Annotated in this window: 18 protein-coding genes, 1 tRNA gene and 1 pseudogene; 15 read left to right on the top strand and 5 right to left on the bottom strand. The window is 64.2% G+C overall.

Annotated features, from left to right (window positions below):
* The first annotated feature begins 291 nt into the window (after positions 1-291).
* From FRZ40_RS07715 to FRZ40_RS07655, 13 genes and pseudogenes are all read left to right on the top strand, one after another.
* Positions 292-1,602, top strand: coding sequence for a replication-associated recombination protein A (locus FRZ40_RS07715; RefSeq protein ID WP_028370304.1), 1,311 nt, complete (start codon positions 292-294; stop codon positions 1,600-1,602).
* Between the two features lie 102 nt (positions 1,603-1,704).
* Positions 1,705-3,003, top strand: a complete 1,299-nt coding sequence (gene serS, locus FRZ40_RS07710; RefSeq protein ID WP_028370303.1) for a serine--tRNA ligase — start codon at positions 1,705-1,707, stop codon at positions 3,001-3,003.
* Positions 3,004-3,175: 172 nt separating this feature from the next.
* Positions 3,176-3,266 (top strand) — tRNA-Ser (locus FRZ40_RS07705).
* A gap of 308 nt (positions 3,267-3,574) precedes the next feature.
* A complete protein-coding gene (locus tag FRZ40_RS07700) occupies positions 3,575-3,805 on the top strand; it encodes a hypothetical protein (RefSeq protein ID WP_028370302.1) in 231 nt (76 codons plus the stop codon).
* 563 nt (positions 3,806-4,368) lie between these two features.
* Positions 4,369-5,706: a PAS domain-containing sensor histidine kinase gene (locus FRZ40_RS07695; protein WP_147233790.1), complete on the top strand. Its 1,338-nt coding sequence runs from the start codon at positions 4,369-4,371 to the stop codon at positions 5,704-5,706.
* The gene (locus FRZ40_RS07690) at positions 5,703-6,425 is read left to right on the top strand and encodes a response regulator transcription factor (protein WP_028370300.1); all 723 of its coding nucleotides are present in this window, start codon (positions 5,703-5,705) and stop codon (positions 6,423-6,425) included. The genes FRZ40_RS07695 and FRZ40_RS07690 overlap by 4 nt, the downstream gene beginning before the upstream one ends.
* Before the next feature lie 62 nt (positions 6,426-6,487).
* Complete coding sequence (locus FRZ40_RS07685) at positions 6,488-6,874, top strand: response regulator transcription factor (RefSeq protein WP_147233789.1); 387 nt, start codon at positions 6,488-6,490, stop codon at positions 6,872-6,874.
* 182 nt (positions 6,875-7,056) lie between these two features.
* A complete protein-coding gene (locus tag FRZ40_RS07680) occupies positions 7,057-8,343 on the top strand; it encodes an efflux RND transporter periplasmic adaptor subunit (protein ID WP_147233788.1) in 1,287 nt (428 codons plus the stop codon).
* Between the two features lie 57 nt (positions 8,344-8,400).
* Positions 8,401-11,664: an efflux RND transporter permease subunit gene (locus FRZ40_RS07675; protein WP_147233787.1), complete on the top strand. Its 3,264-nt coding sequence runs from the start codon at positions 8,401-8,403 to the stop codon at positions 11,662-11,664.
* Position 11,665: 1 nt separating this feature from the next.
* Positions 11,666-13,138: an efflux transporter outer membrane subunit gene (locus FRZ40_RS07670; protein ID WP_147233786.1), complete on the top strand. Its 1,473-nt coding sequence runs from the start codon at positions 11,666-11,668 to the stop codon at positions 13,136-13,138.
* Positions 13,135-14,484 carry a paraquat-inducible protein A gene (locus tag FRZ40_RS07665; RefSeq protein ID WP_028369655.1) on the top strand — a complete coding sequence of 450 codons (1,350 nt, stop codon included), beginning with the start codon at positions 13,135-13,137 and terminating at the stop codon, positions 14,482-14,484. The genes FRZ40_RS07670 and FRZ40_RS07665 overlap by 4 nt, the downstream gene beginning before the upstream one ends.
* Complete coding sequence (locus tag FRZ40_RS07660) at positions 14,481-16,085, top strand: PqiB family protein (RefSeq protein ID WP_028369656.1); 1,605 nt, start codon at positions 14,481-14,483, stop codon at positions 16,083-16,085. Before FRZ40_RS07665 ends, FRZ40_RS07660 begins: the two co-directional genes overlap by 4 nt.
* Positions 16,082-16,660, top strand: a pseudogene (locus FRZ40_RS07655) (PqiC family protein); the annotation flags it as partial. The gene FRZ40_RS07660 and the pseudogene FRZ40_RS07655, both read left to right, overlap by 4 nt.
* A 115-nt stretch (positions 16,661-16,775) precedes the next feature.
* On the opposite strand, the gene FRZ40_RS07650 reads toward FRZ40_RS07655, so the two are convergent.
* The 5 genes from FRZ40_RS07650 to FRZ40_RS07630 all read right to left on the bottom strand — a co-directional run bounded on the left by FRZ40_RS07650 (position 16,776) and on the right by FRZ40_RS07630 (position 23,164).
* Entirely contained in the window at positions 16,776-17,300 is a 525-nt protein-coding gene (locus FRZ40_RS07650; protein WP_035543213.1) for a fimbrial protein, read from the bottom strand.
* Between the two features lie 128 nt (positions 17,301-17,428).
* Entirely contained in the window at positions 17,429-18,529 is a 1,101-nt protein-coding gene (locus tag FRZ40_RS44795) for a fimbrial protein (RefSeq protein ID WP_197039397.1), read from the bottom strand.
* A gap of 153 nt (positions 18,530-18,682) precedes the next feature.
* Positions 18,683-21,439 (bottom strand): fimbria/pilus outer membrane usher protein, encoded by a 2,757-nt coding sequence (locus tag FRZ40_RS07640; protein WP_147233784.1) that lies wholly within the window; start codon positions 21,437-21,439, stop codon positions 18,683-18,685.
* Positions 21,440-21,637: 198 nt separating this feature from the next.
* Positions 21,638-22,381 (bottom strand): fimbria/pilus periplasmic chaperone, encoded by a 744-nt coding sequence (locus FRZ40_RS07635; RefSeq protein ID WP_028369658.1) that lies wholly within the window; start codon positions 22,379-22,381, stop codon positions 21,638-21,640.
* A gap of 234 nt (positions 22,382-22,615) precedes the next feature.
* Complete coding sequence (locus FRZ40_RS07630; RefSeq protein WP_028369659.1) at positions 22,616-23,164, bottom strand: fimbrial protein; 549 nt, start codon at positions 23,162-23,164, stop codon at positions 22,616-22,618.
* Positions 23,165-23,656: 492 nt separating this feature from the next.
* Between FRZ40_RS07630 and map the strand changes: the two genes are divergently transcribed.
* Together map and FRZ40_RS07620 are read left to right on the top strand one after the other, a co-directional pair.
* Entirely contained in the window at positions 23,657-24,442 is a 786-nt protein-coding gene (gene map, locus FRZ40_RS07625) for a type I methionyl aminopeptidase (protein WP_028369660.1), read from the top strand.
* Between the two features lie 209 nt (positions 24,443-24,651).
* Complete coding sequence (locus FRZ40_RS07620) at positions 24,652-25,194, top strand: GNAT family N-acetyltransferase (protein ID WP_028369661.1); 543 nt, start codon at positions 24,652-24,654, stop codon at positions 25,192-25,194.
* Positions 25,195-25,207: the final 13 nt, after the last annotated feature.

Here is a 25,207-nt window from a genome sequence, read left to right as displayed (position 1 = left end):
CGTTGTCGTGTCGGCTATGTTCACAACCGTGTTGTCGCGATGTCGTCCGGCTTGTCCGGCGCACGGTACGCCTCTTGCGGACCGGTCATCAGATTTCGCCTATGACGTCTGCCGCGGAGCCTCGCCGCGCGGCGGCTGTCATAATGCACAACTCTGCATGCGCCGCTGCGCGCCGGATGACGGTTTTGCGCGGTTGTGTGCCGTTCCGGGGCAGACCGCCGCGCGCCATGCCGTGCAAGCTGTGCGTGTGACGGTTTATACCCGAAAAGCCGAGATTATCCCCAAAACGCCATGTTTGAAGAAACCCGCGCCAATGTTCCGCTCGCCGAGCGCCTGCGGCCACGCACTATCGACGAAGTGATCGGGCAGAAGCATCTGCTCGGCCCGAACAAGCCGCTGCGCGTCGCGTTCGAGTCGGGCGAAGCGCACTCGATGATCCTCTGGGGCCCGCCGGGCGTCGGCAAAACCACGCTCGCGCGCCTGATGGCCGATGCGTTTCACGCGCAATTCATCGCGCTGTCGGCGGTGCTGTCGGGCGTCAAGGACATTCGCGAAGCCGTCGAAACGGCGCAAATCCATCGCGCGAACGGCCACCAGACACTCGTGTTCGTCGACGAAGTGCATCGCTTCAACAAGAGCCAGCAAGACGCGTTCTTGCCGCACGTCGAGTCGGGCCTGTTCGTGTTCGTCGGCGCGACGACGGAAAACCCGTCGTTCGAGGTGAACAGCGCATTGCTGTCGCGGGCCGCCGTCTACGTGCTCAAGAGTCTCGACACCGACGAGCAGCGCGAACTGCTCGATCGCGCGCGGAAGGAGCTTGGCGGCCTCACGTTCACCGACGAAGCGCGCGATGCGCTGATCGGTTCCGCCGACGGTGACGGCCGCAAGCTGCTGAACAATATGGAAATCGTCGCGCGCGCGGCGGCCCAGCAGAAGAAAACGGAGATCGACGGCGAACTGCTCGCGAGCGCGCTCGCCGAAAACCTGCGGCGCTTCGATAAGGGCGGCGACGCGTTCTATGACCAGATCAGCGCGCTCCACAAGTCGGTGCGCGGCAGCAATCCGGACGGCGCGCTGTACTGGTTCTGCCGGATGCTCGATGGCGGCGCGGATCCGCGTTATCTGTCGCGGCGGCTCGTGCGCATGGCGTGGGAAGACATCGGCCTCGCCGATCCGCGCGCCGCGCGCATCGCGCTCGACGCTGCCGAAACCTACGAGCGCCTCGGAACGCCGGAAGGCGAGCTGGCGCTCGCGCAGGCTGTGATCTATCTGGCCGTCGCGCCGAAGTCGAATGCGGGCTACAACGCGTACAACGCGGCGCGCAGCTTCGTCGGCAAGGATCAGTCGCGCGCGGTTCCGATCCATCTGCGCAATGCGCCGACGAAGCTGATGAAGGAACTCGGCTACGGCCACGAGTACCGCTACGCGCACGACGAACCGGATGCCTACGCCGCAGGCGAGACCTATCTGCCCGACGGCATGCGCGACCCGCGCTGGTACCAGCCGACGCTGCGCGGGCTCGAAGGCAAGATCGGCGAAAAGCTCGCGCGCCTCGCCGACCTCGATGCGCAATGGCGCAGCGAGAATCGCAAAAAAAGCTGAAGCATACGTTGCGCACATAGCGCATGAGCCGACAATGCCGCCGGCCCGCGGCGCCGGTGCGCTAAAATCGCCCATTCAACCAACGAACTGTCGCCCCATCCCATGCTTGACATCCAGCTGCTGCGCAAAGACATCGACGGCGTCGCGAAACGCCTCGCCGATCGCGGCTATACCCTCGACGTCGCGGCTTTCTCCGCGCTCGAAGCCGAACGCCGCGCCATCCAGACCCGTACCGAAGAGCTGCAGGCGAAGCGCAACAGTCTGTCGAAGCAGATCGGCGCGATGAAAGGGCGAGGCGAGGACACGTCGGCGGTGATGGCCGAGGTGGGCGGTATCGGCGACGAGATGAAAGCGTCGGCGGTGCAGCTCGAAGACATCCAGAAGCGTCTGTCGGACCTGCTGCTTGGCGTGCCGAACCTCGCGCACGAAAGCGTGCCTGTCGGCAACGACGAAGCGGGCAACGTCGAAGTGCGCCGCTGGGGCACGCCGCGCCAGTTCGATTTCGAGGTGAAGGATCACGTCGACGTCGGTACGCCGCTCGGCCTCGATTTCGAGACGGGCGCGAAGCTGTCGGGCGCGCGCTTCACGATGCTGCGCGGGCAGATCGCGCGTCTGCATCGCGCGCTCGCGCAGTTCATGATCGACACGCATACGCAGCAGCACGGCTACACGGAAGTCTATACGCCGTACATCGTCAATCCTGAAATCCTGTTCGGCACGGGCCAGCTGCCCAAATTCGCCGACGACATGTTTCGTGTCGAAAAGGGCGGTGGCGAGAACACGGTCACGCAATACCTGATTTCGACGTCGGAGATTTCGCTGACGAACACGGTGCGCGAGAGCATCGTCGACGCGAACGAGCTGCCCATCAAGCTGACGGCCCATTCGCCGTGCTTCCGCTCCGAAGCGGGCTCGTATGGCCGCGACACGCGCGGCATGATCCGCCAGCATCAGTTCGACAAGGTCGAGATGGTGCAAGTCGTGTCGCCTGACACGTCGTACGATGCGCTCGAGCAGATGGTCTCGCACGCAGAGACGATCCTGCAGAAGCTCGAACTGCCGTATCGCGTGATCACACTGTGCACGGGCGACATGGGCTTTTCCGCGGCGAAGACGTACGACCTCGAAGTGTGGCTGCCCGCGCAGAACACCTATCGCGAGATTTCGAGCTGCTCGAATACGGAAGCGTTCCAGGCGCGCCGGATGCAGGCGCGCTTCCGCAACGCGCAAGGCAAGCCCGAACTCGTTCATACACTCAATGGTTCGGGGCTGGCTGTCGGCCGTACGCTCGTTGCCGTGCTGGAGAATTTCCAGAACGCCGATGGCTCGGTAACGGTTCCGGCTGCGCTGCGTCCGTATCTGGGCGGCGTTGAACGTCTGGAAATGAAGGCGGCGGGCTGAGCGGTTTAGCGTCGTCGGAGCTATCCAGGTTCTTTTTCAAGTTTCTGCGAAAAAGAACTTGGAATTCAAAAACAGCTGTTCTATAATCTTTGTCTCACGCAAGCAACGACCCGCTTGGTGTGAGGTTGATGTAAAGCCGACAAGACCACCTTGGTGGGAAGTCAAAGAATCTGGAAAGGTGGCAGAGAGGTCGAATGCGCCGGACTCGAAATCCGGTATACGGTTATACCGTATCGTGGGTTCGAATCCCACCCTTTCCGCCAGATGCAAAGCGAAACAGGCCCTCGGGGGCCTGTTTTCGTTTCTGCCGCCGCATTGCTCGCGCGGTCAGCGTTGCTTTCATCAGCCAGTCCGAACGCCGCAAGTTACAAGGCCCTGGCGCCGGGCGCGCATTTTTCCCTTCATCGATGCTCGATATATACGCGGGTCGTGCGAGCGTATGTTCGTCCGCACATCGCGCGTCGTCAGGCATCGCGGGCGGCAGCCGGATCGGCGCACGCAACTGCACAAAGTTCATTGGTACGGTCGTTGCGTGACAGGGAGCGTCTGCCCAACCACAATTGGAGTCCCCATGACGAACCCCAATCGCGAGGAAAGCACACAGCCGAAAGATCCGGCCGAGATCCCGCCCAACGAGCTCAACAAGCCGATCGGCGATGCGATTCCAACACCTGTCGAGCCGGGCCTCGATCAGCCGTTGCCCGAAAAGCCGAAGACAGACGACGTAGATCCAAACGAATCGATAGGCGACGAGGATCCGCCGCCAGGCGTACCAACGCCGGGTCCATCGGATTTCGCATGACGTAGCACCTCAGTTGACACTTCAGTTTGCACATTAAGCAGCACATTAGCCGCATCCACCTGCCACTCGAACCCGGGACGTCCATCGACGCCGATGATCGTTTCGGGCTTCGCATCAAACCCCGCCATTGAAACGCATGCGTGAATGCACGCTGTGCCCGTCCGTCGGAAGCGAGAAACGAAGTCGCCGTCAGTTTCTCGTCGTCCATTGCCTTGATGCTTTACTAAGCCCTACTTTCTGCCTACGATGAAGTTGCACTTTTTTCCGCCCGACGTGATGCGGGCAAGTAAAAAGTCACAGGCAATTGTTCACGAAAGCCGGACTTTATTCGCAGTCCGTATAAGAATCGGGCGCAATATCATCACTCGTCTTGCTGCAGGTCTTTGAACCCGTCAACTGACGAGATGCATCACGACAAGACGTTGTCACGGATTCATGCGTAAAGGCAGAGGCGTCGCGCGCCCATTCCTGCGCCGCCGCCCGGATGCGTTGCTAACAACAACGAAGGCGTGCGCACGTGGTCGCGGCGGTTCGAGTGCGAACGTCTTGAGGAACGGTAAGCCATGCACATCGCTATATCTGCTTTGACAGTCGCGGTGGCTGCAATCGTCGTCTGGTGGTCGCTGCACCCGCGCCGCATCGCGCCGGAGCGCGCCGGCGTTTCCATGCCGATGCGCAATGGCGTTCCTTTGTTACCTTGGGCGAGGCGTGCGGCGATCCCGCTCGCGCGCCTGGCAAGCATGCAAGGCGCAAGCCGTTACTTCGCGTTCTTGCACCGGCAGTCCGGCACGCTGACTGAACTGTCCGATGTATTCGAGTGCTTGCCAGTCGCGTCTGTCGTGTTCGACGAACATGGCGTGATCGTCCTCGCCAATGCGCAGGCCGAACGGCTCTTCGACTATCGGCGCGGCGTGCTGGCGGGCGCATGTGTCGGCATGGTCGCGCCGGCGCTGTCGCAGGAAAACCGCGTGGCCGGCGGCGCTTCGCAGCACGCGGGCCGTCCCGTCTCGACACGCACGCGCAGCCTGCGCGCGCGCCGCCGCGACGGCAGCGAGTTTCCCGTCGAAATTGCGACGAGCGCGATCCGCTACGAAGGGCGCATCGCGACGGTCGCGTTCATCACCGACATGACCGAGCGCTTCGAACTCGAACGCAATCGCCGGGAACTGGCGCATCTGACGCGCGTATCGACAATGGGCGAACTCGCCGCGTCGCTCGCGCACGAACTGAATCAGCCGCTGACGGCGATTCTCAGCAACGGTCAGGCTGCGCAGCGCTTCATGGACCAGGCGCCGATCGATCTCGCCGAAGTGCGCGACATCCTGAAGGACATCGTCGACGACAGCGGCCGCGCAAGTGAAGTGATCCGCCGGATGCGCGCGTTCGTGAAGAAGGAAGAGCAGCAGCAACTCGTCAGTCTCGATGCAGGCGGCCTGCTGCGCGACGTCGCGCTGCTCGTGCATGGCGATGCCGTCGCGCGCGGCATCCATGTGTCGCACGTGATCGACGACGGCTTGCCGCCCGTGCGCGGCGACAAGGTGCAACTGCAGCAGGTGCTACTCAATCTGCTGCTGAATGCCTTCGATGCCGTGAGCGAGTGCGGCTCGCCCGATCGCGTGGTGGCGCTCTTTGCGCAACCCGACCGCGACGGCATGCTGCGCATCGCCGTGCGTGATCGCGGACACGGGCTGACGTCCGACAGGCTCGAATGCATCTTCAAGCCATTCGTCACGTCGAAGCCGCAAGGCCTGGGTCTCGGGCTGTCGATCAGCCGCTCGATCGTGCAGATGCACGGCGGGCGCCTGTGGGCCGAGAACAATCGGGATCAGGGCATGACGTTCTATGTCGCGCTGCCCGCGGCGCGCGAAGCGAGCAGCGCCGCCGCGCAGGGGGCGTCATGAACATGCCGGCCGCGCTTGTCTACGTCGTCGACGACGACCCTTCGGTGCGTCGCGCACTCATGCGGCTCATCAGGTCGGCGGGGCACGAGGTGGAAGCGTATGGCTCGGCGCGTGAATTTCTCGCGCATGCGGACGTCGAGCGCACGCCGGCGTGCGTGGTGCTCGACGTGCAGCTGCCCGATCTGAGCGGACTCGAATTGCAGCGCGAACTCGATGCCCGTTTGCCCATCATCTTTCTGACCGGGCACGGCGACATCGCGATGACGGTCGGCGCGATCAAGGCAGGCGCGACCGACTTCCTCACCAAGCCCGTTCACGACGACGATCTGCTGCGCGCCATCGATCAGGCGCTCACGCGTTCCGTCGAAGTGTCGAAGTCTGCACATGAACTGGAAGTGCTGCGCAGCCGCGTCGGACGCCTGACGGTGCGCGAGCGCGAAGTGATGAATCTGATCGTGCTCGGCCTTCTGAACAAGCAGGTGGCGTGCGAACTCGGCACCGTCGAGAAAACCGTCAAGGCGCATCGCGCGCGCGTGATGCAGAAGATGGAGGTCGGCTCGCTCGCGGAACTGGTGCGCATCGCCGACAAGGTGGCCGTCGCGACCAACCCGCATCATGCCGTCGGACCGCATGCTGAGGTTTCCGCCGTCGCGTGCGAGTCCACCGCCGAGGGCATACGAGACCAAGGTCCAATACCACCGACGTCCGCAGTCTCATAGTCTATTGCTGAGACGCCCACGCATCGTCCGCGTGGACGTGGCGGCTCAATGGGCTAATCAGAATGGGCACAGACAAACCATTCGTCGTGGTGGTCGACGACGATGCGTCGGTGGGCAGGGCCATCAGGCGTCTGTTGCGCTCAGTCGGGATCGCAGCCGATACGTACACGAGTGGCGACGAATTTCTCGATGTGCTGTCGGCCACGCCTTCGTATCGTCCCGACTGCGTGATCCTCGACGTGCAGATGCCCGGCTCCAACGGCATCGAAGTGCAGCGCCGGCTGGCGGGCAGCGCCGTGCCCGTCATTTTCATCACGGCCCACGACGATGCGGGCATGCGCGAAGCCGCGCTCGCGGCGGGCGCGCGCGCCTATCTGCGCAAGCCCTTCAACGACGTGCTGTTCATCCGGACAGTGTGTGCCGTGCTCGGCATCGCTGCGCCGCTATGAGCGCGCCGACCGTGCGCCCGATGGGGTATTGGACCAAGGTCCAATTGTCTTTGACTTGCCCCGCTTCCACACTGGATTGCATCGGACTCGCCGGGCCGGCTGGCGCGTCGTCCGCTGGTCCGTCGCGCGGGCGCAGCGCAAGCGAGGGCGGGCGCAATCGTTTCGAGTTGCGGAGATTTGTCATGGGACGGAGATTTGGACACCCGTCGATGGTTGCCGCGTGGCCGCTTGCAACGCGCTTTGCGTTCGCGGCGATGCTCGCGTCTGTCCTGTTCCTCACCGCCTGCAAAAAAGCCCCCACCGAACCCCCACGTCCGACCGTCGAAGTGACCGTCGTCACCGTCGAGCAGAAGGAAACGCCCGTCGATTTCGAGTTCACCGCGCAGACGCAGAGTTCGCGTGAAGTCGAAATCCGCGCGCGCGTCGACGGCTTTCTCGAGCGGCGGCTGTACGACGAAGGCTCGCTCGTGAAGGAAGGCCAGGTGCTGTTCGTGATGGACCGCAAGCCCTTCGAAGCCGCGCTGCAATCGGCCAAAGGCGCGCTCGCGCAACAGCAGGCGCGTCTGCTCGTCACCAAACAGAACCTCGCGCGCGTGATACCGCTGGCCGCGCAGAACGCCTTGAGCAAGAAGGATCTCGACGACGCCACGGGTAACGAGAAACAGGCCGAAGCCGCCGTGATCGCCGCGCAGGGCGAGGTGCGCACGGCCGAGCTGAACCTGAGCTACTGCACGATCCGCTCGCCGCTCAAGGGGCTCTCCAGCTTCGCGCGCGTGCAGGACGGCAGCTACGTGACGCCGACGCAATCGGGGTTGCTCACGTATGTCTACCAGCTCGATCCGATGTGGGTGAACTTCAGCATCTCCGAGAACGAACTGCTGCGCTACCGCGAGCAGATCACGAAGGGCCTGCTGCGCTTTCCCGCCGACAACCAGTTCGACGTGACGGTGATCCAGGCCGATGGCTCGATCTATCCGCAGAAAGGACGCATCGATTTCACGAACCCCGCGTTCAGCCAGCAGACGGGCACCTTCCTCGTGCGCGCCACCTTCGCCAATCCCCAGGGCACGCTGCGTCCGGGCCAGTTCGTGCGCGCGAAAGTGACGGGCGCCGTGCGCCCCAACGCGATCCTCGTGCCGCAGCGCGCGGTGCTGCAGGGGGCGAAGAGCCACTTCGTGTGGGTGCTCGACCAGGACTCGAAGCCGCATCAGCGCGTGGTCGACGTGGGCGACTGGCATGGCGACGACTGGTTCGTCAACGAAGGCCTGAAGACGGGCGAGCGCGTGGTGGTCGATGGCGCGATCCGCGTGTCGTCGGATGCGCAGATCAAGGTGGTCAGTGCGCCGCCGGGTTCAGGCACACCCGGTACGCCCGGTACGCCTGCCGCACCCGCGTCGGCACCGGCGGCTGCCGTATCCGCGCCGACCGCGACGCTGGCGCAGACCCGGACACGCCCCGCGAGCCCCTGACGATGTGAAGCCCCGATGACCCGATGACGACCGACGCCATCCGGCGCCCCCGATCCGATGAACATCTCCCACTTCTGCATCGACCGCCCGATCTTCGCCTCGGTCATCTCGATCGTCATCACGCTCGGCGGCGCGCTGACGATGCTCGCGCTGCCCACCGCGCAGTACCCCGACATCACGCCGCCGCAGATCACGATCTCCGCGACCTATCCGGGCGCGAGCGCCGACGTGGTCGCCAACAACGTCGCCGCGCCGATCGAGCAGCAGGTCAACGGCGCCGACAACATGATCTACATGAGCTCGTCGAGTTCTTCCACGGGCAATCTGACGATCAACGCGTACTTCCAGATCGGCACCAACCCGGAGCTTGCACAGGTCGACGTGCAGAACCGCGTGAACCTCGCGCTGCCGCAGCTGCCGCAATCGGTGACGGCGCAGGGCGTGCAGGTGCAGAAGAAATCGCAGGCGTTCATGATGGTGATCGCGATCTACTCGCCTACCGAGCGCTACGACGCCACCTACATCGCCAACTACGCGAACGTCTACGTGCTCGATGCCCTGAAGCGCATTCCCGGCGCGAACCAGTCGAGCATCTTCGGCACGCCCGACTACGCGATGCGCATCTGGCTGCGCCCCGACCGCATGGCGCAGCTGGGCATCACGGCCGCCGACGTGCAGCGCGCGGTGGCCAACCAGAACCAGCAGTTCGCCGTCGGCCGGTTAGGCCAGTCGCCGACGGGGAACCCCGTCGAGCAGTCGTTCGCCGTCACCACCACGGGCCGGCTCACCGAGCCTTCCCAGTTCGAGAACATCATCATCCGCGCGCAAAGCGGCGGCGCGGCCATCGTGCGGCTCAAGGACATCGGCCGCGCCGAACTCGGCCAGAAAGACTATTCGATCCGCAGCCGCTTCCAGGGCAAGCCCGCCACCGTGCTCGCCGTCTACCAGCAGCCGGGCGCGAACGCGCTCGACGTGTCGAAGCAGGTGCGCGCCACGCTCGCCGAGATGAAGAAGTCGTTCCCCGAAGGGATCGACTACGAGATCGCAATGGACACCACCGAGTTCACGCGCGCGTCGATCTCGGATGTGGTGCACACGTTCTTCGAAGCCGTCGTGCTGGTGGTGATCGTCGTGTTCGTGTTCCTGCAAAGCCTGCGCGCGACGCTGATCCCCGTGCTGGCCGTGCCTGTGTCGATCGTCGGCACGTTCATGGGGATGGAGGCGCTCGGCTTCTCGATCAACATGCTCACGCTGTTCGGCATGGTGCTCGCCATCGGTATCGTGGTGGACGATGCGATCGTCGTGATCGAGAACGTCGAGCGCAACATGACCGTGCACAGGCTCGATCCGAAATCGGCCGCGAAACAGGCGATGGATGAAGTCGCCGGGCCAGTCGTCGCGATCGTGCTGGTGCTGTGCGCCGTGTTCGTGCCTGTCGCGTTTCTCGGCGGCATCACGGGGCAGATGTACAAGCAGTTCGCGATCACGATTGCGATTTCCGTGGTGATCTCGGGCGTAGTTGCGCTGACGTTGTCGCCCGCGCTCGCGGCCCTGCTGCTCAAGCCCGGGCATCACGAGAAGAAGGGCTTCTTCCGCTGGTTCGACAACCAGTTCGCGCGGATGACGGCGGGCTATACGCGCGCGGTGCGGCTCATCATCAAGCGCTTCGTGATCGCGCTGCTGGTGTTCGTCGGCATGATCGGGCTCGCGGTGCTGATGATGCGCGACATTCCGACGGCCTTCCTGCCGCCCGAAGATCAGGGCTATCTGCTGGGCGCCGTGATCATGCCCGATGCCGCGTCGCTCGATCGCACGGGCAAGGTGTCGGACCGCATCTCCGGGTACTTCATGAAGCAGCCGGCCGTGGGCAGCATCACGACCGTCGACGGCTTCAGCATTCTCGACAGCCAGAACAAGAACAATTCGTCGACGTTCTTCGTCGGCTTCAAGAGCTTCGAGGAGCGCTACAAGTCCGCGAACATCCGCACGCAGAATGCGCGCGCCGTGCTGATCGATGCGTACAAGGCGCTCTCGCAGATCCGCGAAGGCATCGTCGTGCCGCTCAATCCGCCGTCGATTCCGGGCCTCGGCACGACGGGCGGCACCGAGATGTGGATCCAGAGCAAGGGCGACGCGACCATCGCGCAGTTTTCCGCGGTGGTGAACGACTTCGTCGCGCGCGCGAAGCAGCGGCCCGAACTCACGGGTGTGACCAACACGTTCAATGCCGATTCGCAGCAGCTGCTCGTCGACGTGGACCGCGACAAGGCCGAGACGCTCGGCGTGCCCGTGGAAGACGTCTACAGCGCGATGCAGACGATGTTCGGCTCGCTCTATGTGTCGCAGTTCAACCGGTCGAGCCGCCTGTGGCAGGTCATTTTGCAGGCCGAGCCGTCGTATCGCCTGAAGCCCGACGATCTCGAACAGATCTTCGTGCGCAGCAAGGACGGCAGCATGGTGCCGCTGAAGTCGGTGGTGACCTCGCGCTACGTGACGGGACCGGACCTGATCACGCGCTTCAACAACTTCCCGGCCGTGAAGATCACGGCGAACGCGGCGCCCGGCTATGCGTCGGGGCAGGTGATCAGCGCGCTCGAGGAACTCGCGACACAGATGCCGTCGGAATACGGCATCGCGTGGAGCGGCGAGGCGTTCGAGGCGAAGCAGTCGGGCGGCACCTCGGGGCTCGTGTTCGTGTTCGGCCTGATCATGGTGTTCCTGATTCTGGCCGCGCAGTACGAGAAGTGGAGCCTGCCGTTCGGCGTGCTGATGGCGGTGCCGTTCGCGCTGTTCGGCGCGCTGCTCGCGATCCTGCTGCGCGGGCTGAACAACGACGTGTACTTCCAGATCGGCCTGACGATGCTGGTGGCGCTCGCGGCGAAGAACGCCATTCTCATCTTCGAGTTTGCGGTGCTCAACCGCGAGGCGGGCAAGTCGGTGTTCGACGCGACGATGACGGCGGCCGAGGAGCGGCTGCGCCCGATCGTGATGACGTCGCTCGCGTTCATTCTGGGTTGCGTGCCGCTGGCGATTGCCACGGGGGCGTCGGCGAACAGCCGGCATTCGATCGGCACGGGCGTGATCGGCGGGATGCTGGGGGCCACCGCGATTGCCGTGTTCTTCATTCCGATGTTCTTCTATGTGCTGGAGACGATGTCGGAGAAAAGCGGCAAGAAGAAGGACAAGAAGGCGGGGGATGTGCCGCCTTCTTCGCCGGGGCCGATGGCGGGTGAGACGCCGAAGGTGCCGCCGTCTGCGGGTGGTCCCGCTGTCGGCGGCGGGCCGAGCACGAGCCCGTCTGCATCGCGCGAGGGTGACTGACATGCGCCGCGTCCTGCTGATCGGTCCACTGTGTGCCCTGACCCTGAGCGGCTGCCTGCTCGGTCCGAACTACTCGCGTCCGCCCGTCGACGTGCCCGCGACCTACCGCTTCCCCGACAACTACGCATCGGACGTGGCGAACACCGAATGGTGGAAGCAGTTCAACGATCCGGTGCTCGACGACCTGATCACCACGGCACTCGCGAACAACAACGACGTGAAGATCGCCGCCGCGCGCGTCGACCAGTTCCTTGGCCAGTTCGTCACGACGCGCGCCGCACTGCTGCCGCACGTCGACGCGGGTTTCGATGCCGCGCGTCAGCGTATCTCGACGTCCTCGCCGCTGTTCTCGAATGTGACCAGCCCCGTGTTCAACTCGTATCAGCTGGCGCTGTCGGCGTCGTGGGAAATCGATCTGTTCGGCCACAACCGGCGCCTGACGGAAGCGGCGCGCGCGAGCCTGCTGTCGACGGAAGAAGCGAAGCGCGGCACGATCCTGACGCTGGTGTCGTCGGTGGCGTCGTCGTATATCAACCTGCGCAGTCTCGACCGGCAGCTGGAGATCGCGAACGCGACCACGGCGAGCCGCGCGGAATCGGTGCACGTGTTCGAACTGCGCTTCCAGGGCGGCGAGGTCTCGCAGATGGAACTCGCGCAAAGCCAGTCGGAATACGAGGACTCGCGCGCGCGCATTCCGCAGATCGAGGCGCAGATCGCGCAGCAGGAAGACGGACTCTCCGTGCTGCTCGGGCGCAATCCGGGCGATATCCTGCGGGGCCGGGCGCTCGGCGAACTGGCGGCGCCTGCGGTGCCCGCCGGGCTGCCGTCGGATCTGCTCGAACGAAGACCCGATCTGCGTCAGGCCGAGCAGGATCTCGTTTCCGCCAATGCGCAGATCGGTGCGGCAAAAGCGCTGTATTTCCCGCAGATTTCGATCACGGGGCTGCTCGGCACGCAGAGCGGCCAGTTCTCGAAGCTCTTTACGGGACCGGCGCGCGTGTGGTCGTTTGCCGGATCGGTGACGCAGCCGATCTTCGAAGGCGGCGCGATCGCCGGTCAGGTGAAACAGGCCGAGGCCGTGCAGCAGCAGGCGCTGTATTCGTACCGCAAGGCGATTCAGGTCGCGTTTCAGGAAGTCGACGATGCGCTGATCTCGTCGCAGAAGCTGCGTGAGCAGTTCGATGTGCAGGGCCGGCAGGTCGAGGCGCTCGCGACGTATGCGCATCTCGCGAGGCTGCGCTATGAAGGCGGCTATACGAGCTATATCGAAGTGCTCGATGCCGAGCGCAGTCTGTTCAACGCGCAGTTGAACCAGACGCAGACGCAGGCGGGCGTGCTGGTGTCGTATGTGAATCTGTACAAGGCGATGGGCGGCGGCTGGATCATTACGGCTGAAGGGATGACCACTCAGGCTCAGGCGCAGGCGGGCGACGCCCGGCAAGCGCCAGATGCGGCGAAACAGGAAGTGAAATGAGCGACACGGCCACCTCGACCTATCTCGGGCACGCCGCGCGCACGCCTGTGATCGCCTGTCACGAATGCGATCTGCTGCAGCGCGAAAGCGCCGTGCCGCCCGAAGGCGTGCTGCGCTGCTGCCGTTGCCGCGCGACGCTGTACCGGCGTCACGCGAACAGTCTCGACCGAACGCTCGCCTATGCGCTCGCGGCATGCGTGCTGTGGGTGATCTCGAATGCGTTCCCGATCGTCGGGCTGGCGGTGAACGGCGACCTTGTCGAAACGACGATGTTCGGCGCGGTGCGTGTGCTGTATCAGGACGGCATGTGGCCGCTGTCGGCGCTGATTTTCATCACGACGATGCTGATGCCTGCGTGCCAGGCGCTCGGCCTCGTGTGGTTGCTGTTGCCGTTGCGTCTCGGGCGCACGCCGTATCGCGCGGACGCCGTGTTTCGCACGCTGCGCGTCGCGCAGGAGTGGGGCATGACGGAAGTGCTGATCCTCGGTCTGCTGGTCGCGCTGGTAAAGCTCTCGCATATTGCGTCGGTGGTGACGGGACCGGCGTTGTGGTCGTTTGGCGCGCTGATGCTGATGCTTGCGGCGGCCGCCTCCGTCTTCGATGCGCGCGACCTGTGGATGCGCCTCGAAGGCGTGCCCGATGCCGGCCCCGCATTCGACAGCGGCACGGCATTTCCCGCCGCGACGGCTGCGGCGTGCGGCATGTGCGTATGCCATGACTGCGGCTTGCTGACCCGCGTCGCGTCCGCGCAGGCAAGCGACGAGCGCGACTACGCGAACGTGCATGCCTCCGTGCGGCTGCCCATGCATCCCGCGCACTGTCCACGCTGCGGCGCGCATTTGCATCTGCGCAAGCCCGATAGCCTCGCCCGCACATGGGCCTGCCTGATCGCGGCCATCATCCTCTACGTTCCCGCAAACGTGCTGCCCGTGATGGACACGAGTTCGCTGTTCGGCGCGCAGAAGGACACGATCATGAGCGGCGTCGTGTATCTGTGGACGTCGGGCTCGTGGCCGCTCGCGGTGCTGGTCTTCATCGCGAGCGTCGCGGTTCCGATGCTGAAAATTCTCGCGATCGGCTTTCTCGCGACCTCCGCGAACTTCCACTCGACGTGGCAGCCGGATCAGCGCGCGCGCATCTACCGGATCGTCGAACTGGTTGGGCGCTGGTCGATGCTCGATATCTACGTGATCGCCGTGCTCACCGCGCTCGTGCAGTTCAACGCGCTCGCGACCGTGCGCGCCGGACCGGCCGCGATTGCATTCGGCGCCGTCGTCGTGCTGACGATGTTTGCCGCGATGTCGTTCGATCCGCGGCTCATCTGGGACAAGAGGCAACCGGAATGACCCGGCCGCCCGAACTGCCCGATGCCGTCGCCGTGCCGAAGAAGCGCTGGCGCATTCAGTGGATCTGGCTCGTGCCCGTGGTAGCCGTAGGCGTCGGCATCTGGCTCGCGGTGCAGGCGGCGCTGTCGCAGGGACCGACGATCACGATCAGCTTCAAGACGGGCGAAGGGCTGGAAGCAGGCAAGACCAAAATCAAGTTCAAGGACGTCGATATCGGCGTCGTGAAGAGGGTGGCGTTGTCGAAAGACTACAAGCGCGTCGTTGCGACGGCGGAACTCACGCGCGACGCCACCAGCATGCTCGTCGACGACACGCGCTTCTGGGTCGAACGTCCGCGCATAGCGGGCGGCAACGTGTCGGGCATCGGCACGCTGCTGTCGGGCGCGTTCATCGGCATGGACATCGGCAAGGCGAAACAGACGCGGCGCGATTACACGGGACTCGAGCTTCCGCCCGTGTTCGCGAGCGACGTGCCCGGCCGCGAGTTCGTGCTGAAGGCGACGAACCTGGCCTCGCTCGATGTCGGCTCGCCCGTTTATTTCCGGCGGCTGCGCGTCGGGCAGGTGACGTCGTTCGAACTCAACAAGGACGGCGGCGGCATCACGCTGCGCGTCTTCGTGAACGCGCCGTACGACCGCTACGTGACCAGCGATTCGCGCTTCTGGGAAGCGGGCGGAATCGACGTTTCGGTCGGCACGGAAGGCGTGAAGATCAATACGCAGTCGCTGGTGTCGATCCTGATCGGCGGGCTGGCGTTCGAAACGCCCGCGTCGTCGCTGGCGGAGCCCGAAGCGCAGGCGCATACGCCGTTCACGCTGTTCGCGACGCGCGCCGACGCGATGAAGGTGCAGGACCGCATCGTCGATACGTACGTGCTCAACTTCAAGGAGTCGGTGCGCGGGCTGACGGTGGGTGCGCCCGTCGATTTTCGCGGCATCGTGCTCGGCGAAGTGTCGGCGATCTACACGCGCTTCGATCCCGTCACGAAACAGATCAGCATTCCCGTCGAGATCCGCTTCTATCCGGAGCGCTTCACGTCGCGCTACGCGAACGGCAAGCCGGGGAGCGGGCGCGTCGAGGAGGATCCGAAGGCTATCGCCGATTTCCTCGTGTCGAGTGGTTTTCGCGCGCAGCTGAAAACGGGCAGTCTGCTGACCGGCCAGTTGTATGTGTCGTTCGACTTCTTCCCGCACGCGCCGAAGGCGACCGTCGACTGGAGCCGCACGCCCGCCGAACTGCCGACCGAGCCGAGCGGGTTGCAATCGCTGCAGGAGTCGATCAACCGGATCGTCGCGCGGATCGACAAGCTGCCGCTCGAGCAGATCGGCAAGAACACGCAGCAGGCGCTCGCGGATGCGGGCGCGCTGATGCAGAGCCTCAATACGCAGGTCGTGCCACAGGCAAAGAGCACGCTGTCGGCGGCGCAGACGACGCTCAACTCGGCCAACAGCGCTCTCGCGCCCGACTCGACGCTGCAGCAGGACACGAGCGATGCAATCCGCGAACTCGCGCGCACGGCGGCGTCGTTCCGCGCGCTGTCCGATTATCTGCAGCGTCACCCCGAAGCGTTGCTGCGCGGCAAACAGGAGGACGCAAAGTGAAGCGATCGATGCTTTCGCGCGGTGCGTATCTCTGCGTCGCCGTCATGCTGGCCGCGTGCGCTTCTCCGCGTTCGAACTTCTATACGTTGAGCCCGGATTCGACGCTCGACAGCACGGGCGCGCCGCTGCAAGTCCCCGTGGTGGTCGGCCCCGTGACGGTGCCCGAACTGGTCGACCGGCCGCAACTCGTGACGCGCATGTCGGGCAACGAAGTAAAGCTCAATGAGTTCGCGCGCTGGGGCGAGCCTTTGAAAAGCGGTGTCGCCGATGTGATTGCCGCGGACCTGACGCGGCTGCTCGGCTCGCAGCGCGTGTCGGTGTCGGCGCAAACGGTGGCGGGCACGGAGGCGTGCCGCGTGCGCGTCGACATCGTGCAGTTCGATTCGATGCCGGGTGAAGGTGTCGCCGTCGATGCGCTGTGGACCGTGCGTGTGGCGGGCCGCGACACGTTGCTGACGGGGCGCTCGATGGTGCGCGAGCCGGTGCAGGGGGCGGACGATGCAGCGCTGGTGGCGGCGCATAGCCGGGCGCTCGGGACTGTGAGCAGGGATATTGCGGCGGCGATCCGGCGCGCCGCTAGCGAGGCGCGGATTGTCATGCCGATGAAGAGCGAGTCTTCGTGGTCGGGCGCGCACGAACCGTCATGTGGTGACAACGGCTGTGCTCGCCAGCAAGCATCCGCCATGGCGGTCAGTTGTAGGTGAAGTTCACCGTCGCGGTTGCCGCCACGGAGCCGGCCGTCAGTGTCCCGAGTTCGTAGAACTGCGCGACGAACGGAATCGTCATTGTGTACGTGCTGTCGACGGTGCCCATTGCGATAGCGCTGTTGAGCGTGACGGGCGTGCCCGTCGTCGCGCCGATGCTGACCGCCTTGAGAAGTTGCACGCCTACCTGCGTGGCTGTGCCCGTGTTCTTCAGCACGCTCGCCACCGTGTCCATCGTGCCCGCCACCGTCATCGTGACGACCGTGCCCGGCGAGCAGCTGATGAGACTCACATTGAATGGCGTGGCATTGGCGGTGCTGCCGACGGATGCGAAGCTCATGATGGGCGCGCTGCCCAGATTGACGACCTGATTCGCCGATGCGCTGTCCACGGTGCAGGAAGGCTGCATGATCGTGCCGGTGAAATTCAGGTTTGCGTCTGCGGCGAAAGCTGGTGCTGCCGCCATCACGGCGGATGCGGCGAGGAGCAAGAAGATCTTTCGTGGAGTCATGTTGTTCGGTTGGAAGAATGCGATGGGCCTTTTGAGCGCTTGTCACGCATCTGTTTGCATTGGCAGCAGGCATCTGTGCGGATCGAGACGGGCGGCGCGGTGCATCGCCGTTCGCCCGCCCGGGGGATCTACAGATATTGCATCGTGAGCGTCATCGACGTATTGGCGGGGCCGGGGCCAACCGTGGCGCCGGTCTGGTAATAGCGCGCCTTCAGCGGAATGGTGTAGCTGCCGCCCGTGCTGGAGCTGTATCCGCTAAAGGTCTGGTAGCTGCTTAGCGGGAGCGGATTGCTGCTGTTGTTGAGCAATTGCACGCCGACCCCTGTTGCCGTTGAACTGCTGTCCAGTGCGACCACGGATTGAGGGCTGTTTAACACGCTCGTCGTCGGATCGACGCGGTAACTAATGCTGTTCATACCCGCCGGGCAGTTGTTCAGGCTGACGTTGAAGCCGACGGCTGTTGTTGTCGAGCCGGCGCCGGTGAACGATGTCGTGGACCAGGTTCCAAGCGGTACTGACACGTCGGGTGTCGTGCATGAGCCGTTGATGATCTGAACCACCGACGTTGTGAACGTCACTGTGTATGCCGTGTATATGCTAGAGCCAGTTTTTATGTTGCCACCGGAAAAAGTGGTTCCGGGCGCGACCTTCGCCACCTGCATCGGCGGTAATGTTCCTGCGACTACCTGATTTGCCGTTTTTACCAAGGCGACGCTTACGATCCCTCCGACTGGACCGGATACGGTGCCAGAGCCGCCGCATCCACTTCCATACCACGGACTGTAAGAGCCGATGTCATACTCGTTGTAAAACCCGCTGCATCCTCCTGTCGACTCGCCATCGTACATTGCGATGATAATGCCGATCCCCGGATATCCCGACGCGTAGACTGTATAAGGCCGGCCTCCGGACGACGTAGCAGTGCCGGTCGTCGACAGAAGCGAACTGCCATAGGCACCTATGGCACCGCCGCTGTAAGCAGTGCAGTTCCACATGCCAATATAGGGACCACTGGCCGCGGTCCAACCAGTAAGCATGGTGCCAACGGGTGCATCGCGCGGCACGGTGACAGATGCAGGCAGGGGAATCTGATAGTTGTTCCCGCCGACGCCAGAGCAAGTATCGGCATGGGCCGTCGGCGATGCGATCAGCCAGACAAGACCCAAAAGGCAAGCGAATAGCAACTGCATCACCCTCGATCGTTCGCTAGAGATCGTGGAATCATTCATAAAGCTAGTCCTCAAAAATTGTGATTCTGGGTCGGCTAGGCTGCATTGATCTGCTGCGAGAGTCGCCTGAAGGCAGTGCCTCTCGCGGAGTTCAACATGTGTTCGTCGGGGTGACGTCCTGAATGGATGCAAGATCGAACCCGCTTGGTTCATTCACTGGCAGACAGCATCCGCAAACACCGTCGCCGCCGCCTTGCCCTTTTGCGCGACGGGCATCGTGTAGCGCACCTTGCAGCTTTGCCCCACGCCTTCGCCCCACTTCACGACAAGATCATTCGCGGTGCCTTTGCTGTAGAACATCGCGCGGCTGCCCTGGCTGATGGTGCCGATGTTGTTGCCCTTGTCGTCCAGCACATCGGCGCCGAACGGCACCGTTTCTCCGTTCGGACGGCGCAGGCGCATCACGACCGCCTGGCCGCGATCCTCGGTATCGAACTTCACGCGTACCACGGCGCCCGCCGTCGGCGCGAAATGCTGCTCGGTGCTCTTCAGTTCGACGCCCATCGGCAGGCCTTTGGTGTCGATCTCGACGGTGTTCAGCGAGTACGGTTCCATGCCCGCGACGACGGCATGCCCCAGCCCGTCGACACGCACGCCCGGCGCCGTCGCCACGCGCGCGCCCGCCGCGTCCTTCGCCTCGATGACCGCGAACGTGTCGCCCGTTTGCGGCGTCAGCGCGACGCCGCCCGGGTAGGCGACGACCGTGCCCGACATACCGCCCCCCGCCTGCGCATAGCCGTTGGAGTACCCGGCGTTTCCGCGCAACTGCGTGAACCGGCTCAGATAGCCCGCGTTCGCGTTGATGCTGCCGCCGTGCTCGCTGCCCGAGTCATAGCCCGCCGTGACGCCGTAGCTCAGTTCGTTGTCGGTGCCCGCGGCGCCCGTGAACGTTTCCTGAATCTGCGTGCTGTTGTCGCGCGAATCGTGCATGAAGCTCGTCATCGTATTGGCGACCTTCGTGCCGAGGTCGAGCGGAATGCTGAGGTTCAGCATCACGCGGTTGTCCCAACGCGCGGTATTCACGTCGAGTTCGCGCGACGCCGATACGCCCACGCCGACTCGACGGAAATTCGTGTTGTAGCCGACCGAGTACGAGGTATCGCGATTCGACTTGTTCCAGTAGTTCTGCGTGAAGCCGGACGCGTAGACGGAGCCCCACGCACCCAGATTCTGGTTGAGCGTCAGCTGAAGCCGGCCCTTTTGCACGCCGGTGTTCGTATTGCCGATGCCGCGCAGCGCGAGATCGCGCTGGTTCATCGCGTCGGGCAGATCCAGGAAGCCGCTCGTCGAGTACCGGTACGCGGCCAGCGTCAGGTTGGTGTTCGTCGGCGCGAACAGGCGCGAATACGAAATGCGCAAGCTCTGCCCGCTGCGGCCCGGCATGTTCCGGAAACTGCTGTTCGCCTGCGTGACGTCGAGGCCGAACGCGCCGACGGGCGTGTCGATCGCCGCGCCGAGTGCGCCCGACAGATAGCCCTCAGCGGCGGCCACACCGCCGTACAGCGTGACGAAGTTGCTGACGCCACGCTGCACGCCGGCTTCGAAGACGAACGGATGGTTGTGCGCGCTCGTATTGCGGTACTGGCCGGCTGCGACGTTGTAACGCCAGCGGCCTTCGCGCAGCGCGTTGACGGGCGCCGCATACGGCACCTTCGACACGTGCTGGCTGCCGTCCGCTTCCGTCACGACGACGTCGAGATCGCCGCCGTAGCCCGTCGGGTACAGATCGTTGATCTCGAACGCGCCCGGCGCAACCGTCGTCGTGTAGATGATGTTGCCGTTCTGCCGGACCTCGACTTTCGCGTTGCTGTTCGCGATGCCGCGTACGGTCGGCGCATAGCCGCGCTGCGATTCGGGATACATGCGGTCGTCGGTGGCCAGTTGCACGCCGCGCACGCCGATACTGTCGAAGATCGTGCCGTCCGTGTACGAATCGCCGAGCGTCAACTGGCTCTTGATGGGCTCGAACGAGCGCTGCAGGTAGGTCTGCATGCTCTGCACATGCGTGCCCGCGCCCGTCGCGCTGGTGACGTTGCCGTTGTAGCGCAAGCGCCACGGGCCGAAGTTCGCGCCCGCTGTCAGGCCGAGATAGCCCTGCGTCGTCGCGAGACCCGCGCCATTGGTGTGGTAGACGTTGGCGTTGTACTGGAGCGTCGCAGCGGGCACGCCGTCATCCCAGAACTTTGGATCGACCCAGCCGCGCGCGTTGCGGCTCATCATGGCCTGCGGAACGCTCACGTCGAGACGCTGCTCGCCCATGTCGAAGGTCGCCGTCGCCTGCGGGATGAGTTCCGGCAACAGCGCGAGCGCGCCACCATTGGCGGCGGCGTCGAGCCTGGCGCGTGCCGCTTCCGGCAGACGCGTGAGATCCACGCCGACGCGCGTCAGCAGGTCGCGGTCGAACACGGGCTGCGCCGCGCGTTTCTGGCCGCCCACTTCGTGCAGGTTGACGTCGGTGACGCCGATCCACACGCCGTTCACGTAAAGCGCCGCGCGATAGTGGCCTGGCAGCGCGGCGTTGCCTTTGTCGAAGCGGGAAATGTCGACGTTTGCCGCGCTGGTGCCCGTCAGGAACTGCGAATTGAACTCGACGGATTCGGGCGCGGCGGCCGCGACGGTCAGTGCGATGGGAGCGGGGTTCGCCGGTGCGGCAGAGCGCACCCCATGCCCGGTCACCATGCCGATGGCGTTCGACAGCGCATGCGTGTCGGCGGAAGCGGGCGGCGCAGCACGCTCGGCGTCGGCTGCTGTGACGGGTTCGGCCGGGACGCCGCCATCGAGGACGGACAGAGCGTCTGCATGAGCATGTGCTGCGCTGAAGGCGAGCAGCACAGCGAGGCTCGCCTGGCTCAGACGCAGCGGATTGGCGTAAGCACGCGTGGAAATGTATTTCGGATTGCTATTCTTCATGATGAGCCGGATTCGCAGGCAACACCGGCCCCTGCCATGGCGTCAAGCCATCGGCACGTCCGTTTTTCCCCCGCGAGGATTCATGCTGTCAGGCGCGCCGCGGTTCGTCGCTGTGCGGCGCCATTGGTCCGGCTGACGAAGGCATCGGGATGCTTCGCAGCGGCGACTCTTCGCCTGCGGATTGCGCAGGCTTCGGCGTCATTGCAGCGCCGATTCGTGCTTCATCGGGCCGCCGTAATCGTTCAGCGTGGTGAACGACACCTTGCCGCCGGCGCCCGGCGCGCCCGACAGCGGCAGCGCGAGACTGGCGCCCGGCGCGACCATGCCGCCTTCGTCGAACTTCGGCGCGTTGGCGCCTTCGCCGACGTGGGCTTCGATGATCGTGACGTGATAGGGCGTCGGATTCGAAACGAGCAACGCTGGCTTGCCTTCCTGCGTGCCGATGCGCCAGGTGAGCTTTTCCGGTGCGTCATCGGCCTTGCCGGGCAGCCCCGCTGGACGGAAGAAGAACTTGAGGCGCGAGCGGAATGCCAGTTGCACGTAGTTCGCGCCCGCCTGGGCAGCCGTGGGCTTGGGCGGCACCTCGAGCAGGTTGAACCAGAGGAGCGTTTCGCGATCCGTCGGCATCGCTTCGCCCGTATAGGCAATACGGATTGTCTGGGACTTGTCCGGGTCGATGCGCGCGAGCGGCGGTGTCAGGACGAATGGCAAATCGAGCTTGCCCGGATCGGCGGTGAGGTCGCCCTTATCGAGCCACACCTGGCTAAGCGCGGGCGATTTGCCCACGTTGGAAAGCTTGAGCGTCACTTCGCTATCCGTCGCGTTGTAGACCACGCGCGTACCCGCGATGACGACGGATGCCTGTGTCGCGAAGGGCAGCATCGCACCGATGGCCAGTACGCCGGCAGCCATCGCACACTTAAGAAGTTTTCGGATATTCATGACGCTCAACCACAAAACGGAATTCGATGAGATGGCACTGCGCGTGTTTTCGCGAAACGCCGTTTGCCTGAACATCGGCGTAGCCGCACGGGGCGACTGCTGCGAGAAGCAGGCGCGATACAACGCATAGCCGGCTACCGTCGTGCCAACTGAATGACTGTTGCGGCAGCCGGTATTCGTTGACGTTTTCCGCGGACGGGAGACGCATCAGCGGCTCGTCCGCGCGCCCCTCGATTACTGGTAGACCATCGAGTAAGTGACGTTGGTCGTCACGCTGCCCGCCGTTGCGCCGCCAGCCGGCGACACATATTGCGCGGCGTACTGGAGGTTTGCGCTGCCCGTCGCGATGGCGACCGACTGCGAGTTTTGTGAGCCGTCAGCCTTGCTGGCGTTGATGACCTTCTGGCTGCCGTTGTAGTCGACCAGCTGGACTTCAACCTTCGTGGCCGTGCCATTGTTGAGCAGGTTGCCGTCGCTCAGCGTGTTCGCGCCGTATTCCCAGAACGTGTGCACATTGCCCGTTGCAGGCGTGCAGCTCGACAGAGCGATGTTGAAGCCCGTCGAACCGGCCGACGAACCGGCAGCCGACAGCGCCGATGCGGCGAGTGTCGGCAGCGTCACGGTGAAGTTTTGACCCTGGCCGTTGCCGCTCACGGTGCACGTGTTTGCCGTGAGCTGACCGTTGATCGTCACGACGCCGCCGTTGCTGGCGGGCGCTGCGTGCGCCGCCGAAGCCGCGAGACCCATTGCTGCGACGATCAGGGGGAAAGTGATTTTTTTCATGAAACTTCCTACTCCAAAGCGTCACCGAAGTGACTGAATTAGATTGATGAACCGATGGGAGAGCACGGGATCCGACATCTATCGGAATAGAGGAGAAAATTCCTTACGCCGACTGGATGAGGGATCCATTTGTTGGGCCCAAATGCGGGCCGCCGTATTATTCGAGGAATTGATATGTGCTTCGATAGGATCAGTCTTAAATTGCGGGACTGTTCTTAAGGCAAGCGTCAAGCTTTCCTAGCGGGGCTGGGAGACTGCGTTCGGGAAGACAGGTGTGCGCGATAACGCATCCAGCTGATTCGCTGGAAAGGTGCCGCGAGCGACGCTCAACCGGCGGGGCGCAAGCGAGCCCCAGCGGTTTTCAAAGACTCTGTAAAATGGTTCGGCCCGACAACCGGATGTATGGTCGCGCTTGAGGCGCTGTTGACTCGCGCCATGATGCGTTCCGCGCACGCGCCTGCCAGACCATGCATCCCGCCAACGCTTTCCGACATGGCCATCACCTACAAGACTCCAGAAGACATCGCCCGCCTGCGCATCTCGGGCCGGCTCGCCGCCGACGTGCTCGCCATGATCGGCGAACACGTGAAGCCCGGCGTCTCGACAGGCGAACTCGACGCGATCTGCCACGACTACATCGTCAACACGCAGAAAGCGATTGCCGCGAACGTCGGCTACATGGGCTTTCCGAAAACGGTCTGCACATCCGTCAATTCCGTCGTCTGTCACGGCATCCCGGACCGCAGCGAGGTGCTCAAGGACGGCGACATCATCAACATCGACGTCGCCGTCATCAAGGACGGCTACTTCGGCGACACCAGCCGCATGTACACGGTCGGCCAGCCGAGCACCGTCGCGCAGCAGCTGATCGACACGACCTATGAGGCGATGCTCGAAGGTATTCGCCAGGTGAAGCCGGGCGCGACGCTCGGCGACGTAGGCCATGCGATCCAGAAGATCGCGCAGCGCGAGGGCTTTTCGATCGTGCGCGACTACTGCGGGCACGGCATCGGCAAGGTCTATCACGAAGATCCGCAGGTGCTGCACTACGGCCAGCCGGGGCAGGGCGTGCGCCTGAAGCCGGGCATGGTGTTCACGATCGAACCGATGATCAACGCGGGCCGCGCCGGCACGACGGTGATGCGCGACGGCTGGACGGTCGTCACCAAAGACCGTTCGCTGTCCGCGCAGTGGGAGCACATGGTCGCCGTCACCGACGACGGCTACGAGCTGCTCACGCCGTGGCCCGACGGCACGGGGCCCTACGACGCGCCGTGATGCGTGGCTGTGCGCCCGAGCGTCTGCTCGCAACCGTTTGCGGCCATCGATACGCAAAAATGGCCTCGCGTGTGCCGTTTTTATGCCCGCGTGTCAACCCGTGCGCGCCGGCTCGCACTGCGCCGAATTAAAGATTTGACTCATGCGCCGGTTCGGTTGAAGCTACGCGCTAGCGTTTCACCCGGATGACACAAGGGATTTTCGACCGCATGAGTCTTTCACTGACCGTTCGCCGCATCGCAGCCGATCAGGGCGCCGTCTTCCGCGAGCTTCGTACGGCTTCGCTTCGCGAAGCGCCTTACGCTTTCGGCGAGACCCTGGAAGAAGCGCTGTCGGCCGATGCGTCCACGTTCGAAGAGACGGCCGCGCGGCACGCCTCGGCGGCGGCGTCGACGTCGTTCATCCTGTACACGGAAGGGCATCCCGCCGGCCTGATCGGCGCGTGCTTCGAAGATGCGCCCCCGCATCGCGCGTTCGTCAGCGAGCTGTGGGTAGCACCCGCCGTGCGGCATCTGCGCGGCGGTGAGTTGCTCGTCAACACGGCCAGCGAGTGGCTCGCGGCCTCCGGTGCCGCCGAAATCTACGCGTGGATCGCCGACGAAAACCGCAACGCCATGCGCTTCTACGAGCGCCTCGGCTTCGGTCCGACGGGCGAGCACGAGCGCATTCCGCGCGCGCCCGACCAGTTCCAGACGCTGCTCGTGCGCCACGTGCCGCAAGCGGCTGCATCGGACGATAACGCTCGCGGGTAGTTCATCTAGCCGT

Origin of the sequence: Paraburkholderia azotifigens (assembly GCF_007995085.1) — a bacterium.
GTDB classification, from domain to species: Bacteria; Pseudomonadota; Gammaproteobacteria; order Burkholderiales; family Burkholderiaceae; genus Paraburkholderia; species Paraburkholderia azotifigens.
This window is presented reverse-complemented; position numbering and strand designations above follow the sequence as displayed.

Excerpts from the sequence above, each read along its gene's own strand:
- FRZ40_RS07715 (WP_028370304.1), top strand. The coding sequence starts at position 292 with ATGTTTGAAGAAACCCGCGCCAATGTTCCGCTCGCCGAGCGCCTGCGG.
- serS (WP_028370303.1), top strand. The coding sequence starts at position 1,705 with ATGCTTGACATCCAGCTGCTGCGCAAAGACATCGACGGCGTCGCGAAA.
- FRZ40_RS07700 (WP_028370302.1), top strand. The coding sequence starts at position 3,575 with ATGACGAACCCCAATCGCGAGGAAAGCACACAGCCGAAAGATCCGGCC.
- FRZ40_RS07695 (WP_147233790.1), top strand. The coding sequence starts at position 4,369 with ATGCACATCGCTATATCTGCTTTGACAGTCGCGGTGGCTGCAATCGTC.
- FRZ40_RS07690 (WP_028370300.1), top strand. The coding sequence starts at position 5,703 with ATGAACATGCCGGCCGCGCTTGTCTACGTCGTCGACGACGACCCTTCG.
- FRZ40_RS07685 (WP_147233789.1), top strand. The coding sequence starts at position 6,488 with ATGGGCACAGACAAACCATTCGTCGTGGTGGTCGACGACGATGCGTCG.
- FRZ40_RS07680 (WP_147233788.1), top strand. The coding sequence starts at position 7,057 with ATGGGACGGAGATTTGGACACCCGTCGATGGTTGCCGCGTGGCCGCTT.
- FRZ40_RS07675 (WP_147233787.1), top strand. The coding sequence starts at position 8,401 with ATGAACATCTCCCACTTCTGCATCGACCGCCCGATCTTCGCCTCGGTC.
- FRZ40_RS07670 (WP_147233786.1), top strand. The coding sequence starts at position 11,666 with ATGCGCCGCGTCCTGCTGATCGGTCCACTGTGTGCCCTGACCCTGAGC.
- FRZ40_RS07665 (WP_028369655.1), top strand. The coding sequence starts at position 13,135 with ATGAGCGACACGGCCACCTCGACCTATCTCGGGCACGCCGCGCGCACG.
- FRZ40_RS07660 (WP_028369656.1), top strand. The coding sequence starts at position 14,481 with ATGACCCGGCCGCCCGAACTGCCCGATGCCGTCGCCGTGCCGAAGAAG.
- FRZ40_RS07650 (WP_035543213.1), bottom strand. The coding sequence starts at position 17,300 with ATGACTCCACGAAAGATCTTCTTGCTCCTCGCCGCATCCGCCGTGATG.
- FRZ40_RS44795 (WP_197039397.1), bottom strand. The coding sequence starts at position 18,529 with ATGAATGATTCCACGATCTCTAGCGAACGATCGAGGGTGATGCAGTTG.
- FRZ40_RS07640 (WP_147233784.1), bottom strand. The coding sequence starts at position 21,439 with ATGAAGAATAGCAATCCGAAATACATTTCCACGCGTGCTTACGCCAAT.
- FRZ40_RS07635 (WP_028369658.1), bottom strand. The coding sequence starts at position 22,381 with ATGAATATCCGAAAACTTCTTAAGTGTGCGATGGCTGCCGGCGTACTG.
- FRZ40_RS07630 (WP_028369659.1), bottom strand. The coding sequence starts at position 23,164 with ATGAAAAAAATCACTTTCCCCCTGATCGTCGCAGCAATGGGTCTCGCG.
- map (WP_028369660.1), top strand. The coding sequence starts at position 23,657 with ATGGCCATCACCTACAAGACTCCAGAAGACATCGCCCGCCTGCGCATC.
- FRZ40_RS07620 (WP_028369661.1), top strand. The coding sequence starts at position 24,652 with ATGAGTCTTTCACTGACCGTTCGCCGCATCGCAGCCGATCAGGGCGCC.